The organism is Micromonospora sp. WMMD1155, from assembly GCF_029581275.1.
In the GTDB taxonomy this organism is placed as follows: domain Bacteria; phylum Actinomycetota; class Actinomycetes; order Mycobacteriales; family Micromonosporaceae; genus Micromonospora.
This window is the reverse complement of the sequence record NZ_CP120742.1, coordinates 5,399,506-5,423,468: the sequence shown is the minus strand read 5'-3', so window position 1 is coordinate 5,423,468 and position 23,963 is coordinate 5,399,506. Positions and strand designations below refer to the sequence as shown.

Genomic DNA, 23,963 nt, shown 5'->3' with positions numbered 1-23,963 from the left:
GGTGCCCGGCCGCCTCGTCCATGCGTTCCAGGTATAGCTTCGGTGGATGGACATCGTCGCCGCGTGTCGGGCCTTCGTCGCCGTCAGCGGCCACGGCAGCTTCACCTCGGGCGCCGCGGCGGTGGGAATACCCCAGTCCGTGGCCAGCCGCCGCATCGCCGCCCTGGAGGAGCACTTCGGGTCGCGGCTGTTCGACCGGAGCTCCCGCGCGGTCCGGTTGACCCCGTTCGGGCAGGACATGCTGCCGACGGCGCGACGCCTCGTCGACCTCGCCGACGCGATGGCCGACGACGCCGAGCGGGCCCGGTTGCGGCCGCTGCGGGTCGCCGTACCCGAGATCTGCCCGCCGCACCGCCTCGCCGCCCTGGTGGTCGCGGCCCGACGGCAGCGAGTCCAGTTGGAGGTACGGCCGGCCGGTCCGCAGGAGCGCGAACGGCTCTGCCAGACCCTCGAGGTCGATACCGCGATCGTGGCGGTTCCGGAGGCGACCGCACTCTGGCGGGTGCCGCTCGGGCTGGCCGCCCGGACTCCCTTCCCGGCGCCGACGGTGTTCCTGGAGACGCTACGCACCGGCCGAGCCCGCACCCAGGCACGCCGCCGGATCCTGATCCAGCCCGAGGACGACGTCGCGCACCTGCGGGATCCGCTGACCCGCGCCGGCCAGTCGGCCGGCCTGGCACCGGCCCAGGTGGCGATCGCGCCGTCCCTCGTCGACGCCGCGGCGGCGGCCCTCGGCTCCCCCGACCTCCTCCTGTGCTCCCGCCAGCAGGCCGAGGACTTCGCCCTGCACTGGTGCCCCCTCGCCGGCCCGCGGCTCCTGCGGGGTTACGACGTCGCCGCCGGCGCACGCGAGGACCTCGACCAGCTCCGCACCGTCCTGTACACGGACGTCGCACGATCCCTGGGTGCCGCCGGGGACGCGCAGCCGGTGACCGACCGAGAGGAGCCACGGAATGAGCGCCACCGCCGTCGTCCGCAGCGCACGTGACCTGCTCGACGAGGCGGGACTGCGCGGCGCCTTCCTCGTCCGCGACCTCGACAACGGCCAGGAGATCGGCTTCGACGCCGACACCCCGTACCCGTCGGCGTCGCTGGTCAAGGTGCCGCTGGCGGTCGCCGTCCTGGAACGGGTCGCGCGCGGGGAACTCGACCCGGCGACACCTGTCGACCTCGTGCCCGGTCGGATCACCACGCCCGGCCCGACCGGGCTCAGCCGCTTCCGCCATCCCGCCCGGATCTCCGTGGACGACCTGCTCTACCTGAGCACCTCCGTCAGCGACGGGGTCGCCGCCGACGCCCTGTTCGACCTCGTCCCGCCGACCGCGGTCGCCGCCGAGCTGCGGCGACTGCGGATCGAGGGCATCTCCGTGCGGCACCGGGTCGCCGACCTCGCCGAGACCCCGGCGGAACGCCTCGGCCCCGACGAGGTGCACCTGGCCCACTCCCTCGCCATCGGCGCGGCGACCCCCGGTCAGGGCCATCCGGTCGCCCAACTCGACGTCACCCGTGCCAACGCCGGGTCGGCGCGAGCCTTCGTCGACCTGCTACACGCCCTCTGGCGGCCCTCGGCGATCAACGAGAGCACCGCCGCCCGCGTACGCGCTCTGTTGGCGGACAACCTGCACCGGCAGCGGCTCGCCCCCGACTTCACCTCCGACGCGTCCCGTTGGTCGTCCAAGACCGGCACCCTGCTGCACCTGCGCCACGAGATCGGGGTGGTGGATCATGCTGACGGGCAGTCGTACGCGATCGCCGCGCTCACCGCCTCCCGGGTGCCAGCCGTCGCGCAGCCCGGCAGCGAGGCGACGATGGCCCAGGTCGCCCGGAACCTGCACGACCACCTGCGGACGGGCACCCTGCCCTGGTGGGGTTAGGGCGTGTGTCAAAGCCCCTGGCCGGCCTGCGGCGGGCCCAGACGACGCCCGGCTGCGTTGAAGATGGGCCCGGATACAACACCGGTATCCGAGCCCATCTCCGCCTTGCCGGATCGCCGCCTGGACTCCGCCTCGGCTCGACCGAGGACTTTGACACACGCCTAGGGCCGCAGGCGCCGCTCACGCAGCCAGACCAGCACCACCATGGCGATGTTGACGGCGCCGAGGATCAACAGGGCCGCGTCACCGGAGTCGGTGGACCGGTCGATCGCGTAGGGCTCCCCGTCCGCCATCACCGTGTTGACGATCCCGAACAGAACGTTGTTGGCGACGTGGAAGGCGACCGGCGCCTCGATGCCGCGACTGACGACGGCCATCAGGCCGGTGCTGACACCGATGACCGTGTAGTAGCCGAACAGCCAGGGGTCGGCCGACCCGTGGACCACGGCGAAGCCGAGGCCGGAGACGACAAGCCCGACGACCAGGGCCGGGCGCACCGCGCGTACCCAGGACGCGGCGGCGGGCAGCACGGCGCTCCGGAACATCAACTCCTCGCCGGCGGACTGGATCGGGGTAGTCAGGACGGTGACCGCCAGCACGCCGATCGTCGTGCCGGTGACACCGAAGGCGGTCCAGCCCGGGGAGTCCGGCGCGACCAGCGCCACGACACCGATCCCGGCACCCACCAGCAGCGCCGCTCCGATCAGGTAATGGGCCAGGCGGCGGGCGTCGAAGGCCCGGGGGAAGCTGATCAGGCTCCGCCACGGCACCTTGGCGATCCACACCAGGAGCAGGATCGCCAGGACGCCCGCCGCGCCGATGCTGATGTTGACGGCCACCAACTTCAACGGCGTGAGCGTGGCCGACATCGGGTCGTCGCTGCCCTCGATGACGCCCACGACCTGGTAGAGCAGCACCTGCAGGAGCAGCATCACCAGCGGCGGCACGAGGATGACCACGAGCGGCTTCCACCAGCTCATGCGCAGGTGGGCGCCGAAGGGCCGGGAGCTGTCGACGGCCGGCCCGGATCGCTCCGACGTCGTACGGCGCGAGCCTCTCGCGTCAGAGGCGCCTGGGCGCTCCGCCCCTACCCAGGGTCCGTCGGATCGTGGCGCGCTCATCGGGGATTCCTCTCGACGCTGCTGGACGCCCCATTCCAGCGCGGACCGCGTCCGACGTGCAGTGCCACCGCGTCACCACTCCACCGTGACATTTCGAGGTACGCGTCCCGACCGCCTCACCCGGCGAGAGCCGCCGGCGCGGGCGGGAAGCCGACGCGCGGCTTGCCGTGCATCGCCGCCGCCAGGGTCTCGTAGACCGGCGGATTGATGCCGTCGCGCTGCTGGTGCCGCATCTTCACGGTGGTCTGCGGCCAGTCCGGGTCGGTCAGGATCCCGGCCACCGCGTACTGCTTCGTCATCGCCACCATGGAGGCGTAGTTCTCCGCGTCGGTGGTGCCGGTCTTACCGGCGACCGGAGCGTCCACCGCGGCCTTCACCTGCGCGGCCGTGCGACTGCCGCCGCACCGGCTGGTCGCGGAGTCGTCACCGACCGGGCAGCGGGCGACGTCGACCCTACGTAGCGGCATTCTGGGCGACCTCGATCCACGTCGTGCAGCAGGCGAGCTGGTGTCGGCCCGCCCTCGGGGGGCGGGCCGGCAAGCCGTCACATCGCGGCGATCACGATCTCGGTCGCTCGGGCGATCAGGGCGTTGTCGTAGTCGGCGTCCTTCTGGTCGCGGCTGGACAGCACCGCGAGGACGATCGGCGCGCGGTCCGGAGGCCAGATCACTGCGATGTCGTTGCGGGTGCCGTAGCCACCGGCGCCGGTCTTGTCCCCCACGGTCCAGCCGTCGGGCACACCGGCGCGGATCAGCTCGGCGCCGGTCGTGTTGCCCTTCAACCAACCGGTGAGGATGTCGCGGTCCGCCGGTTCGAGGGCGTCTTCCACGGCGTACGCCCGCAGGTCCTCGGCCAGGGCCGCCGCGGTGCTGGTGTCCCGCCGGTCACCCGGCCTCGCCTCGTTGAGTTCGGTCTCGTACCGCGCCGGATCGGTGACCTCGTCCCCCACCTCGCGCAGTTCCTTCTCGAACTTCTGCGGCCCACCGAGCTGACGCAGAAGCAGGTTCCCGGCGGTGTTGTCGCTGTACCGCACGGCCGCGTCGGCGATCGCGCGCAGCGTCATGCCCTCGGCGACGTGCTGCTCCGTGATCGGCGAGTAGGTCACCAGGTCGTCCGCCGAGTACCGCACCACCCGGTCCAACTCGGCGTCGGTGGTCCCGTCGAGGACCTCGGCGGCGGCCAACGCCTTGAACGTCGAGGCGTACGCGAACCGCTCGTCGGCCCGGTACCGCACCGTGCCACCGGTGCCGGTGTCGATCGCGTAGACCCCCAGCCGCGCGTCGAAGTCCTCCTCCAGTCGCCGGAACTCATGGTCCCGGTCGGTGGCGGTGGGCACGGTGACCGTTACCGCACCGTCTCTCGGCCCCTGTTCGGCGGCATCGGCGGGGCCGCACGCGGCCAGGGACACCGCCGCCATCGCGGCCACCAGACGGTGTGTCGCAAAATTCATCATCGCTCCTTGTCGGTGCCGTCGGTCCGGCGCGGGCGGCACCGGTCGGACAGGACTCGACAGTGGCAGGGATCCGGCATGCGGTCGAAGACGGACCTGGCGGTGTTCATGCTGATTCGGCATCGCCGAGGGAGCGTGTCGAGTTCGACCGCCGCGTTGGTGTGGGATGGACGCGCCCGCGAGGAGAGGCCGGGCCGGTCACAGCCAGTCGTGTTCGCGGGCGTAGCGGGCCGCTTCGTGGCGGGTCCGGGTCTGGGTCTTGCGCATCGCGTTGGAGAGGTAGTTGCGGACGGTGCCGGGCGCGAGATGCAGGCGTGCGGCGATGTCGGCGACCGAGTAGCCCTCACCGGTGACCCGCAGCACGTCGGCCTCACGGTCGGTGAGGGGGTTGTCCTCGGTGACGGCGAGCGCGGACACGTCCGGGTCGATCCAGCGTTTGCCCGCGTGCAGGGTGGCGATGACGGAGGAGATGTGCGCCGGCTCGGCGGACTTGCTGACGAAGCCCTGGACACCGAGCTTCAACGCCTTACGCAGCACGCCGGGGCGGGCGTGCCGGGTCAGCATGAGGACCACCTGCTCCGGGCGCGTACGCCGGATCTCGGCGACCGCGCCCAGGCCGTCCACGCCCGGCATCTCCAGGTCGATGACCAACACGTCGGGCTCGTGCCGCACGGTGGCCTCGACGGCCGTCCGGCCGTCCTGCGCCTCGGCGAGAACGGTGATGTCGCCCTCCATCGGCAGCAGCGCGGCCAGGGCCGTACGCAGCAGCGCCTCGTCGTCGGCGAGCACGATCGTGGTCATCGACCGGCACCCCGGTCCGCGCCGGCGCGCACGACGGGGAACGTCGCCGCCGTCCGAAAGCGTCCCTGCTGCTGTTCCACGGTCAGCTCCCCTCCGTCGCCGGCCACCCGTTGCCGGAGTGCCGCCAGCCCCCGCAGCTCGGGGGGCGAGGTGGCGGTCACGCCGTCGTTGACGATGGTGATGCTCGATTCGGAGAGCGTGATCTGCACCTGGGTGGCCTGCGCGTGCCGCAGGATGTTGGTCGTGGTCTCGCGAAGCACCTGACCGAGCAGTTCGCCGACGCGGGCGTCGACCTCGGCCTCCCGGGTCACCCGCACCCGGATGCCGGCGGCCTCGAACAGGTTCTTCGCGTTCTCGATCTCCGCGGTGAGGTTGAGTCGCCGTTGCGCGTACGCCAGTTCCTTGGTCTGCGCGATGGTGTCGCTGACCAGCGCGTACGTCTCCCGCAGTTCCTTCTCCGCGCGGGCGCTGTCGCGCAGCAGCAGCCGCTGCGCCAGGGCGATCTTCAGCTTCACCACGTGCAGGGTGTGGCCCTGGATGTCGTGCAGGTCGCTGGCGAAGCGGACGCGTTCGCGGATCACCGCGAGTTCCGCTTCCCGCTCCCGGGTCTGTTCGAGTTCGCGGATGAGGTCGAAGAACCGCTCGCCCAGGATGGTGAAGACCGTCACGATGACGGTGAGGACGGTCGGGATGAGAACGTAGGTGACCAGGACGTGACCGATGTCGTCCCGCTGCACCAGCAGCCGCGCCGCGCCGACGGCGGCGACGTAGGCGAAGAGCCCGGTCAGCGCCAGTCTCCGGTGCCGCCGGACCTCGCGCATGGCGAGCGAACCCACCGCGCAGAACCCCCAGTAGGCGTTGGGGCTGCCGGTCACCAGGACCCCCAGCGGCCACACCGCTCCCGCCACGACCAGGCAGGGCAGCGCCACCCGGGCCAGGTCGTTGGCCGTCCACCGTTCGAAGGCCACCAGGGCCGCCACGGCTCCCGGCGCCAGGACGACGACGTGCCACCAGGTACGCGCGTCGGTGTGGACCAGGACGACCGCGGCGAACACCACCGGCGGCAGTGACGTGGCGAGGTTGAGCCGGCGCAGCCTTCCCTGCGTCGACTCGGTGAAGCGCGGCGGCCTGGCGGTCACCAGACCAGTATCGGGCAGCCGGAGGCGGCGACCAGTGACACCGCGTCACATGGGGTGGTGACATGGCGCCACTGACGGAACGGCCGCGCCCGCGCTGTCATTGGTGCATGTCCACCACACCAGTCATCGAAGTCGAACGGCTGAACCTCACCTACGGCGACTTCCACGCCGTGAAGGACCTCTCCTTCGAGGTACGGCCCGGAGAGCTCTACGCGCTGCTGGGCACCAACGGCGCCGGGAAGACCTCGACCCTGGAGGTCGTCGAGGGGCACCGGAAGCCGACGTCGGGCACGGTACGCGTCTTCGGGCACAGCCCCGCCGACCGCCGGGCGGTACGTCCCCGGATGGGCGTGATGCTCCAGGAGAGCGGATTCTCCCCTGACCTCACCGTGCGGGAGTCCGTCGGCCTGGTCGGCCGGCTCACCCGACGTGCCGACGACGTCGACCGGGTGCTCGACGTGGTCGACCTCACCGGTCGTGCCGGCCGCAAGGTGGCCCAGCTGTCCGGCGGGGAGAAGCGGCGGCTGGACTTCGCCACCGCGGTCTACGGCACCCCGGAGCTGATCTTCCTGGACGAGCCGACGACCGGCCTCGACATCCAGTCCCGCGACGCCGTCTGGGCGACCGTGGACCGGCTGCGGGAGAACGGTTCCACGATCGTGCTCACCACGCACTACCTGGAGGAGGCGCAGCAGCGCGCCGACCGGATCGGGCTCATGCACGAGGGCACCCTGCACCGCGAGGGCACCGTCTCCGAGCTGACCCGCACCCTGCCCGGCGTGATCCGCTTCTCCCTCGCCGCGCCGGTCCCGCCGCTACCGCTGCAGGCGGTCGTCGACGCCGACGGGAAGGTCACCGTCGAGTCCTTCGAACTGCAGAAGGACCTGCACCTCCTGCTCGGCTGGGCGCAAGACCACGCCGTGGAACTGCGCGACCTGGCGGCGGGACCGACCCGGCTCGACGACGTGTTCCGCGCCATCAACAGTTGATTCGTTCTTCCGAGAGGCCCGTCACCGTGTTGTCCATCGCGTCCAGCGAACTGATCCAGATCTTCCGCAACCGGCTGGTGCTGATCACCAGCCTCATCATCCCGGCGGCGGTGTCCGCGTTCTTCGTCCGTCAGCACGAGACCTACGCCGCCATCGGGAGCCTCGGGTACATCGCCGCGATCGTGCTGTTCACCGTGGCCGCCTTCGGGCTCTACGCCACGGCCGTCACCACCCTGGCGTCCCGCCGTCAGAACCTCTTCCTCAAGCGGCTGCGGTCCACCGCCGAAGGTGACGCCGGCATCCTCGCCGGTCTGCTGCTGCCCGTACTCCTGCTGACCGTGGTGCAGGTGTCCGCGATCCTGATCGCCCTGGCCGTGGTCGCCGGCGGGCCGGACAACGTCGCCCTGCTGGTGGTGGCGGTCCTCGCGACCGTGGCCATGATGATCGGGTTGGCGCTGGCCACGGCCGGGCTGACGAACTCCCCCGAGCACGCCCAGGTCACCACCCTGCCCGTCACCCTCGGTGTGATCGCCGTGGCCAGCTGGGTCGGCATCTCCGGCACCGAGAACCTCGCCTGGCTCAAGCGACTGCTGCCCGGCGGAGCGGCCACCGAGCTGACGATGAACGCCTGGAACGGCGGCGTCGCCGTGATCGACTCCCTGCTCCTGCTCGCGCCCACGCTGGGCTGGGTCGTCATCGCCGTCGCCCTCGCCACCCGACTCTTCCGCTGGGAGCCCCGCCGATGACCACCGAACCCCGGTCGGACGCCCCGACCCTCGTCGAAGACCTCCTCCTGCTCCTGTTCCAACCCGCATCCGGGACCATCGCCGGCGAGAACACCCTCTTCTACGTCCTCGGCGGCGCCGTCCTCGCGGACCTCGCCCTCGGCGAGCACCTGACCACGACGGACCGGCAGCGGGTCAGCAGCGTCGCCGGTCACCCGCCGTCGGACGACCTCCTGCGCCGGGCGTGGGACTACCTCGCCGAGAAACCCCGAGGGGTGCAGACGGCACTGGCCGCGATCGGTCCCACCCTGCGAGAGCCGGTTCTGCAGCGGCTCGTCGCGCGGGGCGACATCGACCAGGAGCCCCGTAAGGTGCTCGGCCTGTTCCGGACGACGGCGCTGCGCGACGGCCGGACCGAACGCCGCTCCCGCCTGCTCGCCGACGTCCGGCGGGTCCTCGTGGACGGTGCGGAGCCGCAGGCCCGGGTCGCCGCGCTCGCGGCGCTGCTCTCGGCGAGCGGGACCCTCCCGCAGTTCCACCGCGAGATCCCGTGGACGTCACCGGTGATCAGCCGAGCCAAGGAGCTCGAGCGGGGCGACTGGGGCGCCGAGGCAGCGGGGGCAGCCGTGACCCGCACCGTGACCGCCACCGTCGTCAACAGCGCCGTCGTGGCCATCTCCGTGCTTCCCCGGGGCTGAGGCCCTGGTGCACAGGAACCGGCCAGGACATCCGTCCGACGTGGATCCCGTACCGCAGAGGAGGCCCGCGTGACCGCACCGCCGCACCCGCCGCGTCGTCCACGACGACGATGGCTCCGGATCGTCTCCGGCATCTTCGTCACCGTCGTGGCCGCCGTCAGCGTCGGCGTCGCCGGTCTTCAACTCGGCCTGCCCTGGCAGCTGGGCGAGGGCGACCGCAACCACGTCTACAACGGCGCTGCGGGGTCGCAGCGCTACCAAGTCCACGTTCCGCCCCAACAGGACGAAAAAGCCGGGTTGCCGGTCGTCATGGCGATCCACGGCTGCGCGATGACCGGCTACGGGTGGAACTCCATGAAGTCCACGACGCAGTTCAACCGCCTGGCCGACCGGGAGGGCTTCATCGTCGTCTATCCCACGCAACTGATCTCCCGCAACGTGATCGCCTGCTGGAACTCCGCCGATCCCCGGGACCAACAGCGGCACACCGGCGAACCCGCGCTGCTCGCCGGTGTCGCCCGCCAGGTGGTCGAGGAGTACGACGCGGATCCCGCGCGGGTGCACGTGGCCGGAGCCTCGTCGGGCGCGGGGACAGCCGTCATCCTCGCCGCGACCCACCCCGACGTCTTCGCCACGGTGACCTCGGTGGCCGGCGGAGAGTACGGCCTCAACCAGGTCGACCCGGACGACCCGGACGCGACGCCACCGCTGGACACGGCACGTCAGGCCTGGGCCCAGATGGGTGAGCGGGCTCGCCGGGTGCCGTTGCTGATCATCCAGGGTGAGCGGGACGAGGTCGTGCCGCCCCTGGTCGCCACCCGCCTCGTCGCCCACTGGACCGCGGTCGGCGATCTCGTCGACGACGGGCTGCCCAACGGAAGCCTCGCCCCGACCGAGGAGACCGTGTCCGTGCCGGCCACCGAGGGACGGCACGCGTACACGCACTCGACGATCACGGCACCGGACGGTTCGTCGGTCGTCGAGGCGTACCGCGTCCAGGACATGGGGCACGCGTGGCCGGGCCCGGACGGCGACGGCCGCTACACCGATCACGCCGGCCCCGACGCCAGCGCGATCGTGTGGGAGTTCGCCGAGCGCCACCCGATGCGATGAGGCCGGCCACCGGGGCTACCGCGCGGCCGTCCCGGGCGGTGCCGCGGGGCGGCTGATGGCGGCCTCGACCGCGGTGCCGATGCGCGTCAACGTTGCCAGCTCGTGCGGTTCGAGTTGGTCGATCAGGTATTCCCGAACCGCCGCGACGTGCCCCGGCGCCGCAGCCACGACCGCCTGGTAGCCGACGTCGGTGAGCACGGCGTTGGTGCGTCTGCCGGGGCCGGGGACCCGGGCCCGGGCGAGCAGCCCGCGCCTCTCCAGCCGCTCGACGACGTGTGACAGGCGGGACAGCGACGCGGCCGTACGAGCGGCGAGGCGGCTCATCTGCATGGTGCGCTCCGGTTCCTCGGAGAGAACCGAGAGCACCATGTACTCGAAGAAGGTCAGCTGGGACTCGCGTTGCATCCGTGCGTCCAGGGCGGCCGGCAGGCTGATCATGATCGCCGAGTTGGCCAGCCACGCCGCCCGCTCGTCGTCGCTCAACCACCGGGATTCGGCAACGGGGCCGCTGGGCCTTTCCGCCTCCTTCTTCGTCATGTGGATCACAATACAAGCTATTTGTTGACGCTTCAAGTTGAAGGGAGTAGAACTTGAAGCGTCAAGTTTGCCTGAGCGTGCCTCCTCGGCGGCACGAACCGGCCGCCGATCCACGGAAGGACCACCTGATGCACACCACCTCGCTGGGCGGCCTCGAGGTCTCCCGCATCGGCCTCGGTGCCATGGGAATGTCGGCCTACTACACCGGCGCCGGCCACGACGAAGCCGGGTCGATCCGCACCATCCAGCGCGCTCTGGACCTCGGCGTCACGCACCTGGACACCGCCGAGGTGTACGGGCCGTACGTCAACGAGGAGGTGGTGGGTCGCGCGATCAGGGGCCGCCGGGACGAGGTGGCCCTGGCCACCAAGTTCGGTCTCGTCTCGCACACCGGCAGACCGGGTCCGGACAGCAGTCCGGCCACCATCCGCGCCGCTGTGGACGGTTCGCTGCGACGACTCGGCACCGACCACATCGACCTCTACTACCAGCACCGGGTGGACCGCCAGACCCCCATCGAGGAGACGGTGGGAGCGTTGCGCGACCTCGTCACCGCGGGCAAGGTGCGCTACATCGGCCTCTCCGAGGCGTCCGCGACGACGATCCGGCGGGCCCACGCGGTCCATCCGGTAGCCGCCGTCCAGACGGAATACTCGCTGTGGACTCGCGACCCCGAGGCGGACGTGCTGCCCACGCTGCGGGAACTCGGCATCGGCCTGGTGCCCTACTCGCCGCTCGGGCACGGCTTCCTCACCGGCGACATCCGCTCGCTCGACGGCCTGGACGCAGACGACTGGCGGCGTACCAACCCCCGGTTCATCGGTGACAACCTCACGCGCAACCTGCGCATCGTCGACGAGGTCCGCGACATCGCCGGCGAGGCCGGTGCGACTCCCGCGCAGGTCGCCCTGGCCTGGCTCCTCGCGCAGGGCGAAGGCATAGCGCCTATTCCGGGCACCCGGCGTGTCGACCGGCTGGAGGAGAACTGCGCCGCAGACGGGACCCGACTCACCGCCGGCCAGATCGCCCGGCTGGACGACCTGACGCCGGCGTCCGGCGAGCGCCACGCCGAGCCCGACATGGACGCGATCGACGATTGAGAACGCAGAACACCACGCAGCGGCCGGTCCCGGTCGCACCTCATCGAACGGAGCCGCACGTCATGCAGAACAAGGTGATTCGGGTCGGCATCATCGGCGCGGACACGAAGGCGAGCTGGGCCGGCGCATCGCACATCCCCGCGCTGGCAGCACAGCCGCAGTTCGTCCTGGCCGCCGTAGCAACCCGTCGCGAGGAGAGTGCTCGCGCGGCCGCGAAAGCCTTCGGCGCGGAACGCTGGTACGCCGACCCGCTCGACCTCATCAACGATCCGTCGATCGACCTCGTCACCGTGGCCGTCAAGGTCCCGGCCCACCGCGACCTCGTGCTTCCAGCCCTCGCCGCGAACAAGGCGGTGTATTCCGAGTCACCACTGGGAGCCAGCGTCGCGCAGACCGAGGAGATGGCCGAAGCCGCCGGAGGGCTGCACACCGCGATCGGCCTCCAGGGCCGGCTCAACCCCTCGGTGCGCCGAGCGGCGGAGATCATCGAGGCCGGGCGCCTCGGGCGGCTGTTGTCGGCGCGAGTAGCCGCGACGACCTTCGGGAACGGCCCCGAGTCGGTGAGCGCGTACGAGTACTTCGACAAGGCCGCGGCGGGCGCCGGCTTCCTGACGATCGCGGCGGGTCACGTCCTGGACGTGGTCGAGGCTGTCCTCGGCGACATCACCGAGATCGACGCGCGCACGGAGATCCTGTGGCCGGAGGTGAAGCTGGTGGACACCGGCGCCGTCACCACCCGGGAGGTGCCGGACCACCTCGACGCCATCGTCAAGACCTCGTCGGGCCCCAGCGTGGGGGTGCAGATCCTGGCCGGCGTACCCCCGACGGACGCCGCTTTCAGTCTGGAGGTCCGCGGCTCGGACGGCTGGCTGAGACTGACCGGCAACCACCCTGCGGGCGTTCAGGTCGGCGACCTCACGCTGTCGTCGAGCGTCGACTTCACCGCGCCCGACCGTCCCGTCGCCACCGGCACCGGCCCGACCGCCGCGGAGATCTGGAACGGCGCTTCCATCAACGTGGGCGAGGTGTACGCCAGCCTGGCACGCGACATCGCCAACGGCACCCACCACACCCCGGGCTTCGGGCACGCCGCCCACAACAGCCGATTGGTCGCCGCAGTCGAGCGCGCCGCCCGAACCGGCACCCGCCAGTAGCGGTTCCGGGAGTGGGGGTCGAGCACGTGCCGCCGCACCGAGCGCACGTGCGCGGGCACGGCGAGCTCACGGTGGAGCAGTTCCGCAGACGGATGGGTGACCGGTCCCCCATCTGGACCATGATCGGTGTCGCGGCTCGGGCCGCGCCGAAGATGCGCGTCGAGATCCGGGTGACCGCCGTCGTCGGCCGCTCCTGACCGCACCGAAGACCCCAACGGGTGGCCTGCCCTCCCTCCTCAGGTGAGGAGGGCAGGCCACCCTGCGACGTGCTCGCGGTCGGGAAGCAGGCCCCCTCCGCGTGGCCGCGCACCTGCCGCAACGGTCAGTGACCCCGGCCCCGGTCGAGGAAGCACGACAGCAGGTGCCGGAACTCGTGCGGGTGCTCGATCGCCGGCACGTGCCCGCATCGGCCGAACACGTGCAGACGGACGTCGGCCAGGTGCTCCAGCAGGGGCTGGGCTGCCGTCCCGAGCGGGGTGACTCGGTCCTGGGCGCCGTGCACGAGCAGCACGGGCGCGCGGATCGCGGCCAGCGTCCGCGCCGAGAGGGTGAGGTCGTCGTTCCAACGGGTCCGGGGCGGCGGGAACAACGAGGCGAACGCGGCCTCCCCCGCTCGCATCGCGGTCGCCCGGGCGTCGACGGCCGCATCGGTGACGAGCGCCTGGTCGAGGACGAGGCGACTCAGCATGTCTCGTGCCCCGAGCGGGCCGGCGGGGGCGGCCCAGATCGCGTCGAGGTCGGCGGAGAGCGGTGCCCCGGGGGCGCCCATCGTGGAGACCGCCACGACACGGGTGACCTGCTGGGGGCGCGCCGCGGCCAACGCCAGCGCGACGGCACCGCCCATCGAGTGACCCACCACGGCGTAGCGCTGCACACCGAGGGCGTCCATCAGGCCGGCGGCCTGCTCCGTCCACAGCCGTAGCCCACCCCTGGAGCCCGCCGGGACCGGTGTGCGGCCGAACCCCGCCTGGTCGGGAGCCACCAGGCGCCAGGACGGGCCGAGCGCCTGCGCGGTCGCCGCCCAGGCTCCGGACCCGGTCGTGCCGGGTCCGGAGCCGTGCAGCATCAGCACCGCCGGCCCGGTGCCGCACTCCAGGACGTGGACGGGGGAACCGTCGACCACGACGGTCCGACGTGTCGTCACCGGGGCAGACCAGCTGCGCTCATGCCGATGCGGGACTGACGGACTTCGAGAAGACCTCCATCATCGCCCGGCCGAACTGCGGCATGTCGGGCCAGCCCCGGCAGGAGACGAGGTTGCCGTCCACGACGTCGGGAGCGTCGATGACCGTCGCGCCCGCGTTCTCCATGTCACCGGTGATGGGCGGGAAGCACGCCGTCTTCCGGCCCTTGAGCAGCCCGTAGACCGCCGGCACCTGCGCGCCGTGGCACACCAGCGCGATGGGGAGGTTGCGCGCGAAGAAGTGCTCGGTGATGCGCCTGACGTCGGCGTCGACCCGAATCCACTCCGGAGCACGTCCGCCGGGGATGATCAGGGCGTCGTAGCGTTCGACGTCGACGTCGGCCCAGGGCACGTCGACCGGCAGCTTCCGGCCGTTCTTCTCCACGTAGGCGTCGGAGTTGGGGTCGAACTCGTGGATGACCAGTTGCACGTCACGCATCGTCCGGGACGAGACGTCGACGTCCCAGCCGCCCTCCTGCACGCGGTAGTAGGGATACATGGTGTCGAGTTCTTCGGCGGCGTCGCCGGTCAGGAGCAGCGCTCTGGGCACCTGCTTCTCCTCGCATCTGGGACGGGTGGGAGGATTCGATCAGATCCGATCTGATCCGATCGCGTTAGCATCGCTCGACCCGGCCGACCCGTCAAGCCTCTACCGCCACTCCATTCACCTCGGTGACCTCATCGAACAATCGGCGGAAACGTTCGCCGGAGCGCAGGATGTGCCGGCGCATCGCGTAGGCGGCGGCGTCGGGGTCACGCGCGGCGATCGCCGCCACCACGTCCTCGTGCTCGGCCATGGCCAGGTGGGTGACCTGGGTGTCGTGGTGCAGCCGGAAGAGGTGCACGTGGCTGTGCAGGCGCGCGAGCGCCTCCCGGATGACCTGGTTCTCCGCGCTCAGGGCGACGAGATCGTGGAAAGCGGCGTCGCGCAGCCCGAAGGCACCGTACGCCGCGGGCCCGCTGCCCCCCTCCAACTCCGCCATCTCCTCCAGCATCCGCCGCAGACCGGCCACCTGCTCGACGGATGCGCGTTCGGCGGATCGGCGTGCCGCTGCCGGTTCGAGGAGCAGGCGGACCTCGAGCATGTCCTCGAACCGGTGCCGGGTGATCTGGGGAGGGATGCGGTAGCCGGCGTGCGGCACACGCACGACCAGACCCTCGGCCTCCATGCGGTTCAGGGCGTCCCGGATCGGCGTCTGCGAGACCCCGAGCTCTCGCGCCAGGACGTCGATCGTGACGCGGGAGCCCGGTTCGATCCGTAGCGACATCAGCTGTCCGAGCAGCGTGTCGTACACCTCGTCGGCAAGCCGGCCGCCGGCTCTCGCCGGCGACGTCCCGTTCGTCACGGCCCTCCGGCCCCGCGGGGTCATCGCTTCGTCGTCCATTGAGACCTGAGGTCCTCTCTTACGCCTTCGGGAACCTGTTGACATCAGTCACCACACTGCGACATGCTGACGCCCCCACCGGATCGTATAGGAAAAGCGACCGGCGTCCGCCATCCTGCACCATCGCGGAAGCTCCCGCCATCGCCCCACTTCGATCACGTGCAGCTCCATGATCATGCTCGACACGCTGCTCGGTCCCGCACCTGGCAGCGGGGACCACGGGTCTTCCCGGCAGCGGGAGGACCCGGCACATCGCGGCGCACCCGTGACGCCGCTGCGCGGGTCATTCCCGCGCCGGCCCGGCGGCACACCCGAACAACCAGCAACTGCTCGGCGAAGCACATAGCGAGGCCTAGAAGTCCGAACCCAGAAGGCAGGCTTGACGATGCGATATCTGAAGCGAACAGGACGGACATCCCTTCGCGGTCGAAAGGTCCAACTCGCGACGGCAGCCATGCTGCTGGTGGCCACGACCGTGACCGCGTGTGGCGACAGCAAGGACGACGGCGGGAAGGCCAGCGCCCCGAAGGCACCGGCGACCGTCCCGGAGCTCACCAAGGACCCGCTGACCCTCAGCTTCATCTGGTTCGACTGGCCGCCCGCCAAGGCGCTGGAGGACTTCGCGAACGCGGAGTACAAGAAGGAGCGGCCGAACACCACCATCAAGGTCAACACCGTGCCGAACGCGAACTGGCACGACGCGATGTTCACCCAGTTCGCCGCGCGCAAGACCGACTTCGACATCGCGATCCTGGACTCGCAGCACATCGGCGAAGCGGTGACGAACGGCAACATCCTCGACCTCACCGACTTCGTCAAGAGCAACATCGAGGTCGCCGCCTACGACCCGTACCTCCTGGCGGCCTACGGCCAGTTCCCGCAGGCGGAGACCGGCAAGCGCGACGAGAACGCCAGCCTGTACGGGCTGCCGCTGCTCGGCGACACCTGGACGATGATCTACCGCAAGGACCTGATCGGCGACAAGCCACCGCAGACCTGGGACGAGATGATCTCAGTCGCCGCGAAGTGCCAGACGGACAACCCCGGCGTCAGCGGCCTGGCCTTCCACCAGGCCAACGGCTCCGACGCCGCGGCCGTCACCTACAACACGGTCAACGGCGTCTACGGCGGCAACCTCTGGGACGCCAAGACGCGCAAGATCGACGGCGTTCTCAACGACGCCGCCGGCCAGGAGGCGATGGACGTCCTGGTCAACAAGATGAAGCCGCTGACCGCCAAGGGCTCCGGCAACTGGTTCATCGACGAGGTGAACGCGGCGGTCGCCCAGGGCAAGGCGTGCATCGCGTTCAACTGGATCGCCGCGAGCGGCGGTCTGCTCGATCCGAAGCAGTCGACGCTCGGCACCACCCGGGAGCAGATCCTCGACAAGCTGGGCTTCGCCACCCTGCCGAGCCAGAAGACGAACCTGGTCCCGCTCGGCGGCATGGGAATGCACGTGTCGGCCTACTCCGCCAGCGCGAACCAGGCCGAGGCCCTCAACTTCATGAAGTGGTTCGAGCAGGCCGACATCCAGAAGAAGTGGGCCGCGGCCGGTGGGGTGCCGTCGCGTACGGACGCGATCCAGTCACCCGAGTTCCTCAACGCCGGGCCGTTCAACAAGGTGTACGCCGACTCGGTGCCCCGGATGCGGGACATGTGGAACGTGCCCGAGTACGCGCGTCTGGTCGACATCGAGAACACCAACGTCAACGCGGCTCTCAACGGCGCGAAGAAGCCGAAGGAAGCGCTCGACGACATCGCCAAGGAGCAGCAGGCGGTGCTCGACTCCAGCAACCGCAAGGGTGGCGGCGGGCTGTGAAAGACCCCGTACCTGTGGAAACCGATCAGCTCGGGCGGGTGGCGTCGGCGACGTCACCCGCGCCGGGTCGGTCCCTGCGGCTGAGTGACCGCTGGCTCGCCGTGCTCTTCATCTCCCCCGCACTGCTGCTGTTGCTCGGCATGTCGGTGTTCCCGCTGCTGTGGTCGCTGTACCTGTCCTTCACCGACTACTCGGCCACCCGTGGCGGGCCCGCCGAGTTCATCGGGTTCGGGAACTACACCGCCATCCTGACGTCGGCGCAGGTCCACCAGCGGGCCCTGACGACGCTGATCTACGTGATCGGCGCGGTCGGCCTGCAGACCGTGCTCGGCTTCACCATCGCCTACCTGATCTCCCGGCGGACGCACGGGCGCGGAGTGTTGACCACGCTCTTCCTCATTCCGATGATGCTGTCGCCGGTCGTGGTCGGGCTGTTCTGGCGCTTCATGCTCGACGCGCAGTTCGGCGTGGTCAACAGCATGCTCGGCTCGCTCGGCCTGGGCCAGGTGGAGTGGCTCACCCGGCAGCGGACGGCGTTGGTGTCCCTGATCGTGGTCGACACCTGGCAGTGGACGCCGTTCATCATGCTCATCGCGCTGGCCGGCCTCAGTGCGGTGCCCAAGTACCTGTACGAGGCCGCCTCGATCGACCGGGCGTCGGAGTGGTTCAAGTTCCGCACGATCACCCTTCCGCTGGTGTGGCCGCTGCTCCTCATCGCCGTGATGTTCCGGGGCATCGAGGCCTTCCGGTTGTTCGACCTCGTCTACATCCTGACCAACGGCGGCCCGGGTGTCTCCACCGAGACGTTGTCGTTCCACGTCTACAAGGTCGCGTTCCTGGGCTTCAACACCGGTACCGCCTCGGCGTACGGAATCCTCATGATCCTCGTCGTCATCGTCCTCACGCAGCTCTACCTGCGCTACCTGAACAAGCTCAAGGAGGGCTGATGGCCGTCTCCGTCGACGAGGCCGTGTCCACAGGTCCTACCCGGGACCACACGCCCCCCGCACGCCGCCTGGGCGGCCGGGGCCGCTCCGGGGTGGAGGTCGCGCTGCTGGTCCTGCTGGCGGTGGTGATGCTCTTTCCGGTGCTGTGGATGATCGAGACGTCCATCAAGGAGAACCGGGACGTCTACGCCATCCCCGCCAAGTTCTTCGGCTTCACGGTCACCCTCGAGCATTTCAAGGACGTGTTCGTCGCACCCGGCGGCGGTCGCTCGGCGCTTTCCGTCGCGTTCCTCAACTCCGCCGTGGTCGCCGGGGTCTCCACGGTGTTGGCCACCGTCCTGGGCGTCCCGGCGGCCTGGGCCTACTCACGCTTCGCCGTGAAGGCCAAGAAGGACCAGTTGTTCTTCATCCTCTCCACCCGCTTCATGCCGCCCGTGGTGGTGGTGATCCCGATCTTCCTGATGTACCGCCAGGTCGGGCTCATCGACAGCAAACTCGGCCTGATCCTCATCTACGCCGCGTTCAACGTCCCGTTCACGATCTGGATGATGAAGGGCTTCGTCGACGAGGTGCCCGCGGAGTACGAGGACGCCGCCATGCTCGACGGCTACACCCGCCTCCAGGCGTTCTGGCGGTTCACCCTTCCCCTGCTCGTGCCCGGCATCGCCGCGACGGCGGTGTTCGCCCTCATCTTCTCGTGGAACGAGTTCGTGTTCGCCATCTTCCTCACCTCAAGCGACGGCGTGCGGACGGCGCCACCCGCCATCGCCGGGCTCATCGGGGGCACCACCACGGACTGGGGCCTCGTCGCCGCCGCCTCCGTGGTGTTCGCCCTGCCGGTGCTCGTCTTCGCCTATCTGGTCCGCAAACACCTCATCGCCGGTGTGACGCTCGGGGCGGTGCGACGCTGATGGCGGGCATCGAGGTGACCGCGCTGCACAAGCGCTACCCGGACGGGACGGTCGCGGTCGAGCACGTGGACCTGTCCATCGGCGACGGCGAGCTGTTCGTGATGCTCGGCCCCTCCGGGTGCGGCAAGACGACCACCCTGCGGGCCATCGCCGGCCTGGAGCGGCAGACGTCGGGCGACATCCGCATCGGTGACACGCTGGTCAACGACCTGCCGCCCGCCGAGCGCGACATCGCCATGGTGTTCCAGTTCTACGCCCTCTACCCGCACCTGAAGACCCGCGACAACCTGGCGTTCCCGCTGCGGGCCGAGGGACTGCCCAAGGCGGAGGTGCAGGAGCGGGTCGCCGAGGCCGCCCGGCTGATGCGGCTCGGTCCGCTGCTGGACCGGCGACCGCGCCAACTCTCCGGCGGGGAGCAGCAGCGCGTCGCGCTCGCTCGCGCCCTGGTGCGACGACCCCGCGCATTCCTGATGGACGAACCCCTCACCAACCTGGACGCGGAGCTGAGGGCGGACATGCGCACCGAGATCAAGCACCTGCAGGGAGAGTTGGGGGCGACGATGGTCTACGTCACCCACGACCAGATCGAGGCGATGTCGCTCGGTCACCGGATCGCCATCCTCAACAAGGGCCGCGTCGAGCAGATCGGCACCCCGCTGGAGGTCTACGACCGCCCGGCGAGCCTCTTCTGCGCCGCGTTCATCGGCTCCCCGCCGATGAACCTCATCGACGTCGAGGTGGCCGACGGGAAGCTGCGGGGGCAGGGCGGGCTGGTCCTCACCCCGCCGCCGGGCCTTTCGCGCGACCGCCGCCTGGTGGCGGGCGTCCGGCCGGAGTCGCTGGAGGTCACCGCACCCGGGGCGGAGCGCTCGGTCGCTGCCCGGGTGGTCTCGGCGGAGTGGCTGGGCGACGAGATCATCTATGTGGTCGACCACGGCGGCGGGCGCGACCTTCGGGTTCGGATGCCACCGACGGTCCGGTTCACCGCTGACGCATCGGTCGGACTACGGCACACCGGCGGCACCCCGGTGGTCTACGACGTGAGCACGGAAGAGCTGGTGGCCTGATGGGAACCGTGGCAGTGCAGGGGCTGTGCAAGTCCTTCGGCAAGGTCCAGGCCCTGGACGGGGTGACGCTTGACGTGCCGGACGGCTCGTTCTTCGTCGTGCTCGGGCCCTCCGGGGCAGGCAAGACGACGACCCTGCGCGCGATCGCCGGCCTGGAGAAGCTCGACGCCGGGTCGGTGCACCTCGACGGGCGGGATGCGACAGCTGACACCCCGGCCGCACGTGACCTGGCCATGGTCTTCCAGAACTACGCGCTCTATCCGCGGCACACGGTGTACGAGAACATCGCGTCGCCGCTGCGGGCCCGCCGCTGTTCGTCGACCGAGATCGCCGCCGCCGTCGAGCGGATGTCGAAGCTGCTGCACATCGAACGTCTGCTGCAGCGTCGCCCCGCGCAGTTGTCGGGCGGTGAGATGCAGCGCGTCGCCCTGGCCCGGGCGCTGGTCCGCAGTCCGCGGGCGTTCCTCATGGACGAGCCGCTGACCAACCTCGACCTCAAGCTCCGCGTCGAGATGCGCACCGAGCTCACCCGCATCCACCGCAGCCTCGGCGCGACCTTCGTCTACGTGACGAACGACCAGGTCGAGGCGCTGTCCATGGCCGACCAGGTGGCGATCCTCAAGGAGGGGACCGTGCAACAGGTCGGAACACCGACCGAGGTGTACGAGCGTCCCGCCAACCAGTGGGTCGCGGGATTCGTCGGGAGCCCGCCGATCAGCCTGCTCGCCTGCCGCGCCGAGGGAGATCGTCTGGTCGGTGCGGAGGGCTGGACACTGCCGCGGCCCCGGTGGACCACGGCTGAGGACGGTCGTGCGCTGCTGCTGGGTCTGCGCGCGGAGGACCTGTCCGTCGAGCAGCGGGGGGACGCGTCGTTGCCGGGAGAGCTCTACGGGCTCGAACCGCTCGGTGACCGCACGGTGGTCGACGTCCGGGTGGGGACGACGATCCTCAAGGTCAAGGCACGACCCACAGTCACCGGTACGCCGGGCGAACGGCTGCAGGTCACCGTCGACCTGGACCGCGCGCACCTCTTCGACGCGGACACCGGGTTGTCGCTGTCCGAGGCTGGGCGGTAGCCGCGCCGGGCGGTGACGGTGCGCTGCGCCCGCAGGTGGCCCGAGAAGACGGTCGGTGGGCGGGGCGTCGTCCTGCCCATCACCGAGAAGATCGCAGGAGGCGACGCAATGAGTGACCCGATGGACGTCCTGCCCCCCGAGTACCGGCGGCTCCGGATCGGCGACGCCTGGCGCGACGCCGCGAGCGGCGCCACCTTCGCCGTCGAGGACCCGGGGACCGGCAAGACCATCGCCGAGGTGGCGGACGCCGACGTCGTCGACGGGCTCGCCGCCCTGGACGCGGCGAGCACGGCGATGCCGGGGTGGGCGGCGACCCCGCCACGGAGACGGTCGGAGTTGTTGACCGCGACGTACCGGGCGCTGACCGAGCGATCCGAGGAGATCGCCCGGCTGATCACGCTCGAGATGGGAAAGCCGCTCGCCGAGGCGCGGGGCGAGGTCGCCTACGGCGCCGAGTTCTTCCGCTGGTTCGCCGAGGAGGCGGTACGTGTCGAGGGGCGCTACAGCACCGCCCCCGCCGGTGGATACCGCATCCTCACCGTGCCGAAGCCGGTCGGGCCGTGCGTCTTCGTGACGCCCTGGAACTTCCCGTTGGCGATGGGTGCCCGCAAGATCGCTCCCGCGCTGGCCGCGGGCTGCACGACGATCACCAAGCCGGCGGGCCAGACGCCACTCACCATGCTGCTCCTGGCCCGCATCATGGAGGAGGTCGGCGTCCCCCCGGGTGTCGTCAACGTGGTCACCACCAAGCGTTCCGGCGACGTGGTCTCCGCACTGCTCGCCGACGCTCGGACCCGCAAGCTCTCGTTCACCGGGTCGACCGAGGTCGGGCGCGTGCTGCTCCGGCAGGCCGCGGACACCGTACTGCGTACCTCGATGGAACTGGGCGGCAACGCGGCCCTGATCGTGTGTGCGGACGCCGACCTGGACGTCGCGGTCGACGGCGCCATGGTGGCCAAGATGCGCAACATCGGGGAGTCCTGCATCGCGGCCAACCGGATCTACGTCGAGGAACCGGTGCGCGAGGAGTTCACGGCGCGCTTCGCCGAGCGGATGGCCGCGCTGTCGGTGGGCCACGGTCTCGACGACGGCGTGGACGTCGGGGCGTTGATCGACGAGGCCTCGGTCACCACGATCGGCGAACTCGTCGCCGACGCGGTCGATCGCGGCGCCCGGGTCCTGGTGGGCGGCGAACGTCCGGACGGGCCGGGCCACTTCTACCCGCCCACCGTCCTCGTCGACGTGCCCGACGACGCGCGGATGCTGCGGGCGGAGATCTTCGGCCCGGTGGCGCCGATCATCCCGTTCACGTCCGACGACGAGGTGCTGGCGAAGGCCAACGACACCGAGCACGGCCTGGTCGGCTACGTCTTCACCCGTGACCTGCAGCGGGCGATCCGGTTCACCGAGGGGCTGGAGACGGGGATGGTCGGCGTCAACCGTGGCCTGATCTCGGACCCGTCAGCTCCGTTCGGCGGCGTGAAGCAGTCCGGGATCGGCAAGGAGGGGTCGCACGAGGGGATCCTCGAATACCTCGACCTCACCTACGCGGCGATCGACCTACCGTGACCGGCCTGCCGCTCCGAGCACCCGCCCACCACATCGCCGCCGACGTTCCGAAAGAGGCACCGACATGCTTGAGACCGTCCGCGGACCACGCCAACTGATCGTGGGCGAAGGGGTCTCGCAGAACATCCCGCGAGTGGTGGCCGAGAGTGGCTCACGGGTCCTCATCGTGACCGACAAGGTTCTTCTGGGGCAGCCGGGCGTGGCCGAGATCGTGGCCGCCGTGCGGGAGAAGGTCGACGTCGTCGGGGTGTTCTCCGACGCGACTCCGGACGTGCCACTCACCGACGTCGCCCTGGCCGTCTCGGCCGCCGCCGAGGTGGACGCCGACGTGATCCTCGCCGTCGGGGGTGGCACGGTGATCGACCTGGCCAAGATCGTCGGGGTCATCCGGCGCCACGGCGGGACGCCGCGCGACTTCTACGGCGAGTCGAGGGTGCCGGGCCCGACGATTCCGCTCGTCGCGGTCCCGACGACGTCCGGCACCGGCTCCGAGCTCACACCCGTCTCGGTGTTGACCGACCCGGACCGCGAGCTGAAGGTGGGGGTCTCCAGCGTCCACATCGTGCCCGACTTCGCGATCGTCGACCCCGAACTCACGTACACCTGCCCCGCGACGGTCACCGCCCACTCCGGCATCGACGCGTTCTGTCACGCGGTGGAGAGCTACACCGCGCGACCCCGGGCCCACGGCCCGCGCGACCCGGTGGAGCAGGTGTTCCTCGGCCGCAACCCGATCACCGACCACTACGCGCTCCTGGCCGCGGAGCGGATCGCCCGTAGCCTACGTCGGGCTGTCGCCGACGGCGGCGACACGGAGGCACGCGCGGACATGTCCTACGGGTCCATGCTCGCCGGGCTCGCCTTCTCCCACGCGGGCAACGCGGCCCCACACGCCCTCCAGTACCCCATCGGCGCAGCCACGCACACGCCGCACGGCCTGGGCGTCGGGCTGCTCCTGCCGTACGCGCTGGACGCGGCCAGGGACGCCATCGCCGACCGGTTGGCCATCCTCGCCGGAGTGTGCGGGCTCGACGTCGGCGACGCCTCGGACGCCGAGGCCGCGGACGCGTTCCTCACCTGGCTCGACGGGCTCCTCGTCGACATCGGCATCCCGCCCACCCTGGCGGACATCGGCGTGGCACGCGCCGACCTCCCGCGCTTCGCGGAGATGGCCAGTGGCGTCACCCGCCTGATCCAGAACCACCCGGGCCCGACCGACACCGCCAGCCTGACCGCGATCCTCGAGGCGGCCTGGACCGGGGACCGGACCCGACACGTCCCGACCGCGAGCCGGGGTCGGTGACC

24 protein-coding genes and 1 pseudogene are annotated in these 23,963 nt (G+C 70.7%); 16 read left to right on the top strand and 9 right to left on the bottom strand.

Annotated elements, in window-relative coordinates; all coding sequences use genetic code 11:
* Positions 1–46: 46 nt before the first annotated feature.
* Together O7617_RS24925 and O7617_RS24920 are read left to right on the top strand one after the other, a co-directional pair.
* Positions 47–988 (top strand): LysR family transcriptional regulator, encoded by a 942-nt coding sequence (locus O7617_RS24925; protein WP_282258510.1) that lies wholly within the window; start codon positions 47–49, stop codon positions 986–988.
* Entirely contained in the window at positions 954–1,874 is a 921-nt protein-coding gene (locus O7617_RS24920; protein ID WP_282258508.1) for a serine hydrolase, read from the top strand. The genes O7617_RS24925 and O7617_RS24920 overlap by 35 nt, the downstream gene beginning before the upstream one ends.
* A gap of 161 nt (positions 1,875–2,035) precedes the next feature.
* Here O7617_RS24920 and O7617_RS24915 read toward each other — a convergent pair whose 3' ends face one another.
* From O7617_RS24915 to O7617_RS24895, 5 genes and pseudogenes are all read right to left on the bottom strand, one after another.
* Positions 2,036–2,854: a CPBP family intramembrane glutamic endopeptidase gene (locus O7617_RS24915; RefSeq protein ID WP_282258506.1), complete on the bottom strand. Its 819-nt coding sequence runs from the start codon at positions 2,852–2,854 to the stop codon at positions 2,036–2,038.
* 278 nt (positions 2,855–3,132) lie between these two features.
* Positions 3,133–3,447: pseudogene (locus O7617_RS24910) on the bottom strand (glycosyl transferase); the annotation flags it as partial.
* 92 nt (positions 3,448–3,539) lie between these two features.
* Positions 3,540–4,445: a class A beta-lactamase gene (bla, locus tag O7617_RS24905; RefSeq protein ID WP_282258505.1), complete on the bottom strand. Its 906-nt coding sequence runs from the start codon at positions 4,443–4,445 to the stop codon at positions 3,540–3,542.
* 198 nt (positions 4,446–4,643) lie between these two features.
* The gene (locus O7617_RS24900; RefSeq protein WP_282258502.1) at positions 4,644–5,246 is read right to left on the bottom strand and encodes a response regulator transcription factor; all 603 of its coding nucleotides are present in this window, start codon (positions 5,244–5,246) and stop codon (positions 4,644–4,646) included.
* A complete protein-coding gene (locus tag O7617_RS24895) occupies positions 5,243–6,385 on the bottom strand; it encodes a histidine kinase (RefSeq protein WP_282258500.1) in 1,143 nt (380 codons plus the stop codon). The genes O7617_RS24900 and O7617_RS24895 overlap by 4 nt, the downstream gene beginning before the upstream one ends.
* Positions 6,386–6,492: 107 nt before the next feature.
* Here O7617_RS24895 and O7617_RS24890 point away from each other — a divergent pair, with 107 nt between their 5' ends.
* The 4 genes from O7617_RS24890 to O7617_RS24875 all read left to right on the top strand — a co-directional run bounded on the left by O7617_RS24890 (position 6,493) and on the right by O7617_RS24875 (position 9,910).
* Entirely contained in the window at positions 6,493–7,374 is an 882-nt protein-coding gene (locus O7617_RS24890; RefSeq protein WP_282258498.1) for an ABC transporter ATP-binding protein, read from the top strand.
* 26 nt (positions 7,375–7,400) lie between these two features.
* Positions 7,401–8,120, top strand: coding sequence for a hypothetical protein (locus tag O7617_RS24885; RefSeq protein WP_282258496.1), 720 nt, complete (start codon positions 7,401–7,403; stop codon positions 8,118–8,120).
* On the top strand, positions 8,117–8,797 hold the full coding sequence (locus O7617_RS24880) for a GPP34 family phosphoprotein (RefSeq protein ID WP_282258494.1): 681 nt from the start codon (positions 8,117–8,119) through the stop codon (positions 8,795–8,797). The genes O7617_RS24885 and O7617_RS24880 overlap by 4 nt, the downstream gene beginning before the upstream one ends.
* A gap of 69 nt (positions 8,798–8,866) precedes the next feature.
* Entirely contained in the window at positions 8,867–9,910 is a 1,044-nt protein-coding gene (locus O7617_RS24875) for a PHB depolymerase family esterase (protein ID WP_282258493.1), read from the top strand.
* Positions 9,911–9,925: 15 nt separating this feature from the next.
* Here the strand turns inward: O7617_RS24875 and O7617_RS24870 are convergent, their stop codons facing one another.
* Positions 9,926–10,447 carry a MarR family winged helix-turn-helix transcriptional regulator gene (locus O7617_RS24870; RefSeq protein WP_282258492.1) on the bottom strand — a complete coding sequence of 174 codons (522 nt, stop codon included), beginning with the start codon at positions 10,445–10,447 and terminating at the stop codon, positions 9,926–9,928.
* Between the two features lie 128 nt (positions 10,448–10,575).
* Between O7617_RS24870 and O7617_RS24865 the strand changes: the two genes are divergently transcribed.
* The 3 genes from O7617_RS24865 to O7617_RS24855 all read left to right on the top strand — a co-directional run bounded on the left by O7617_RS24865 (position 10,576) and on the right by O7617_RS24855 (position 12,898).
* Positions 10,576–11,547, top strand: coding sequence for an aldo/keto reductase (locus O7617_RS24865; RefSeq protein WP_282258491.1), 972 nt, complete (start codon positions 10,576–10,578; stop codon positions 11,545–11,547).
* 62 nt (positions 11,548–11,609) lie between these two features.
* Positions 11,610–12,701 (top strand): Gfo/Idh/MocA family oxidoreductase, encoded by a 1,092-nt coding sequence (locus O7617_RS24860; RefSeq protein WP_282258490.1) that lies wholly within the window; start codon positions 11,610–11,612, stop codon positions 12,699–12,701.
* Between the two features lie 11 nt (positions 12,702–12,712).
* Positions 12,713–12,898, top strand: coding sequence for a hypothetical protein (locus O7617_RS24855; RefSeq protein ID WP_282258489.1), 186 nt, complete (start codon positions 12,713–12,715; stop codon positions 12,896–12,898).
* Positions 12,899–13,023: 125 nt separating this feature from the next.
* Here the strand turns inward: O7617_RS24855 and O7617_RS24850 are convergent, their stop codons facing one another.
* The 3 genes from O7617_RS24850 to O7617_RS24840 form a co-directional block, all read right to left on the bottom strand.
* Positions 13,024–13,845: an alpha/beta hydrolase gene (locus O7617_RS24850; RefSeq protein ID WP_282258488.1), complete on the bottom strand. Its 822-nt coding sequence runs from the start codon at positions 13,843–13,845 to the stop codon at positions 13,024–13,026.
* 19 nt (positions 13,846–13,864) lie between these two features.
* Positions 13,865–14,434 carry a DJ-1/PfpI family protein gene (locus O7617_RS24845; protein WP_282258486.1) on the bottom strand — a complete coding sequence of 190 codons (570 nt, stop codon included), beginning with the start codon at positions 14,432–14,434 and terminating at the stop codon, positions 13,865–13,867.
* Positions 14,435–14,525: 91 nt separating this feature from the next.
* Positions 14,526–15,230, bottom strand: coding sequence for a GntR family transcriptional regulator (locus tag O7617_RS24840; RefSeq protein ID WP_282258484.1), 705 nt, complete (start codon positions 15,228–15,230; stop codon positions 14,526–14,528).
* Positions 15,231–15,723: 493 nt separating this feature from the next.
* On the opposite strand from O7617_RS24840, the gene O7617_RS24835 reads away from it, so the two are divergent.
* The 7 genes from O7617_RS24835 (at position 15,724) to O7617_RS24805 (ending at position 23,961) form a co-directional block, all read left to right on the top strand.
* Complete coding sequence (locus O7617_RS24835; RefSeq protein ID WP_282258482.1) at positions 15,724–17,088, top strand: extracellular solute-binding protein; 1,365 nt, start codon at positions 15,724–15,726, stop codon at positions 17,086–17,088.
* A 14-nt stretch (positions 17,089–17,102) separates the two neighbouring features.
* Positions 17,103–18,035, top strand: coding sequence for a sugar ABC transporter permease (locus tag O7617_RS24830; protein WP_282258480.1), 933 nt, complete (start codon positions 17,103–17,105; stop codon positions 18,033–18,035).
* On the top strand, positions 18,035–18,946 hold the full coding sequence (locus O7617_RS24825; RefSeq protein WP_282258478.1) for a carbohydrate ABC transporter permease: 912 nt from the start codon (positions 18,035–18,037) through the stop codon (positions 18,944–18,946). Before O7617_RS24830 ends, O7617_RS24825 begins: the two co-directional genes overlap by 1 nt.
* Positions 18,946–20,013, top strand: coding sequence for an ATP-binding cassette domain-containing protein (locus O7617_RS24820; RefSeq protein ID WP_282258477.1), 1,068 nt, complete (start codon positions 18,946–18,948; stop codon positions 20,011–20,013). The genes O7617_RS24825 and O7617_RS24820 overlap by 1 nt, the downstream gene beginning before the upstream one ends.
* On the top strand, positions 20,013–21,089 hold the full coding sequence (locus tag O7617_RS24815; protein WP_282258475.1) for an ABC transporter ATP-binding protein: 1,077 nt from the start codon (positions 20,013–20,015) through the stop codon (positions 21,087–21,089). Before O7617_RS24820 ends, O7617_RS24815 begins: the two co-directional genes overlap by 1 nt.
* Before the next feature lie 108 nt (positions 21,090–21,197).
* Positions 21,198–22,658 carry an NAD-dependent succinate-semialdehyde dehydrogenase gene (locus O7617_RS24810; RefSeq protein WP_282258473.1) on the top strand — a complete coding sequence of 487 codons (1,461 nt, stop codon included), beginning with the start codon at positions 21,198–21,200 and terminating at the stop codon, positions 22,656–22,658.
* 64 nt (positions 22,659–22,722) lie between these two features.
* A complete protein-coding gene (locus O7617_RS24805; protein WP_282258471.1) occupies positions 22,723–23,961 on the top strand; it encodes an iron-containing alcohol dehydrogenase in 1,239 nt (412 codons plus the stop codon).
* The last annotated feature ends 2 nt before the right edge of the window (positions 23,962–23,963 follow it).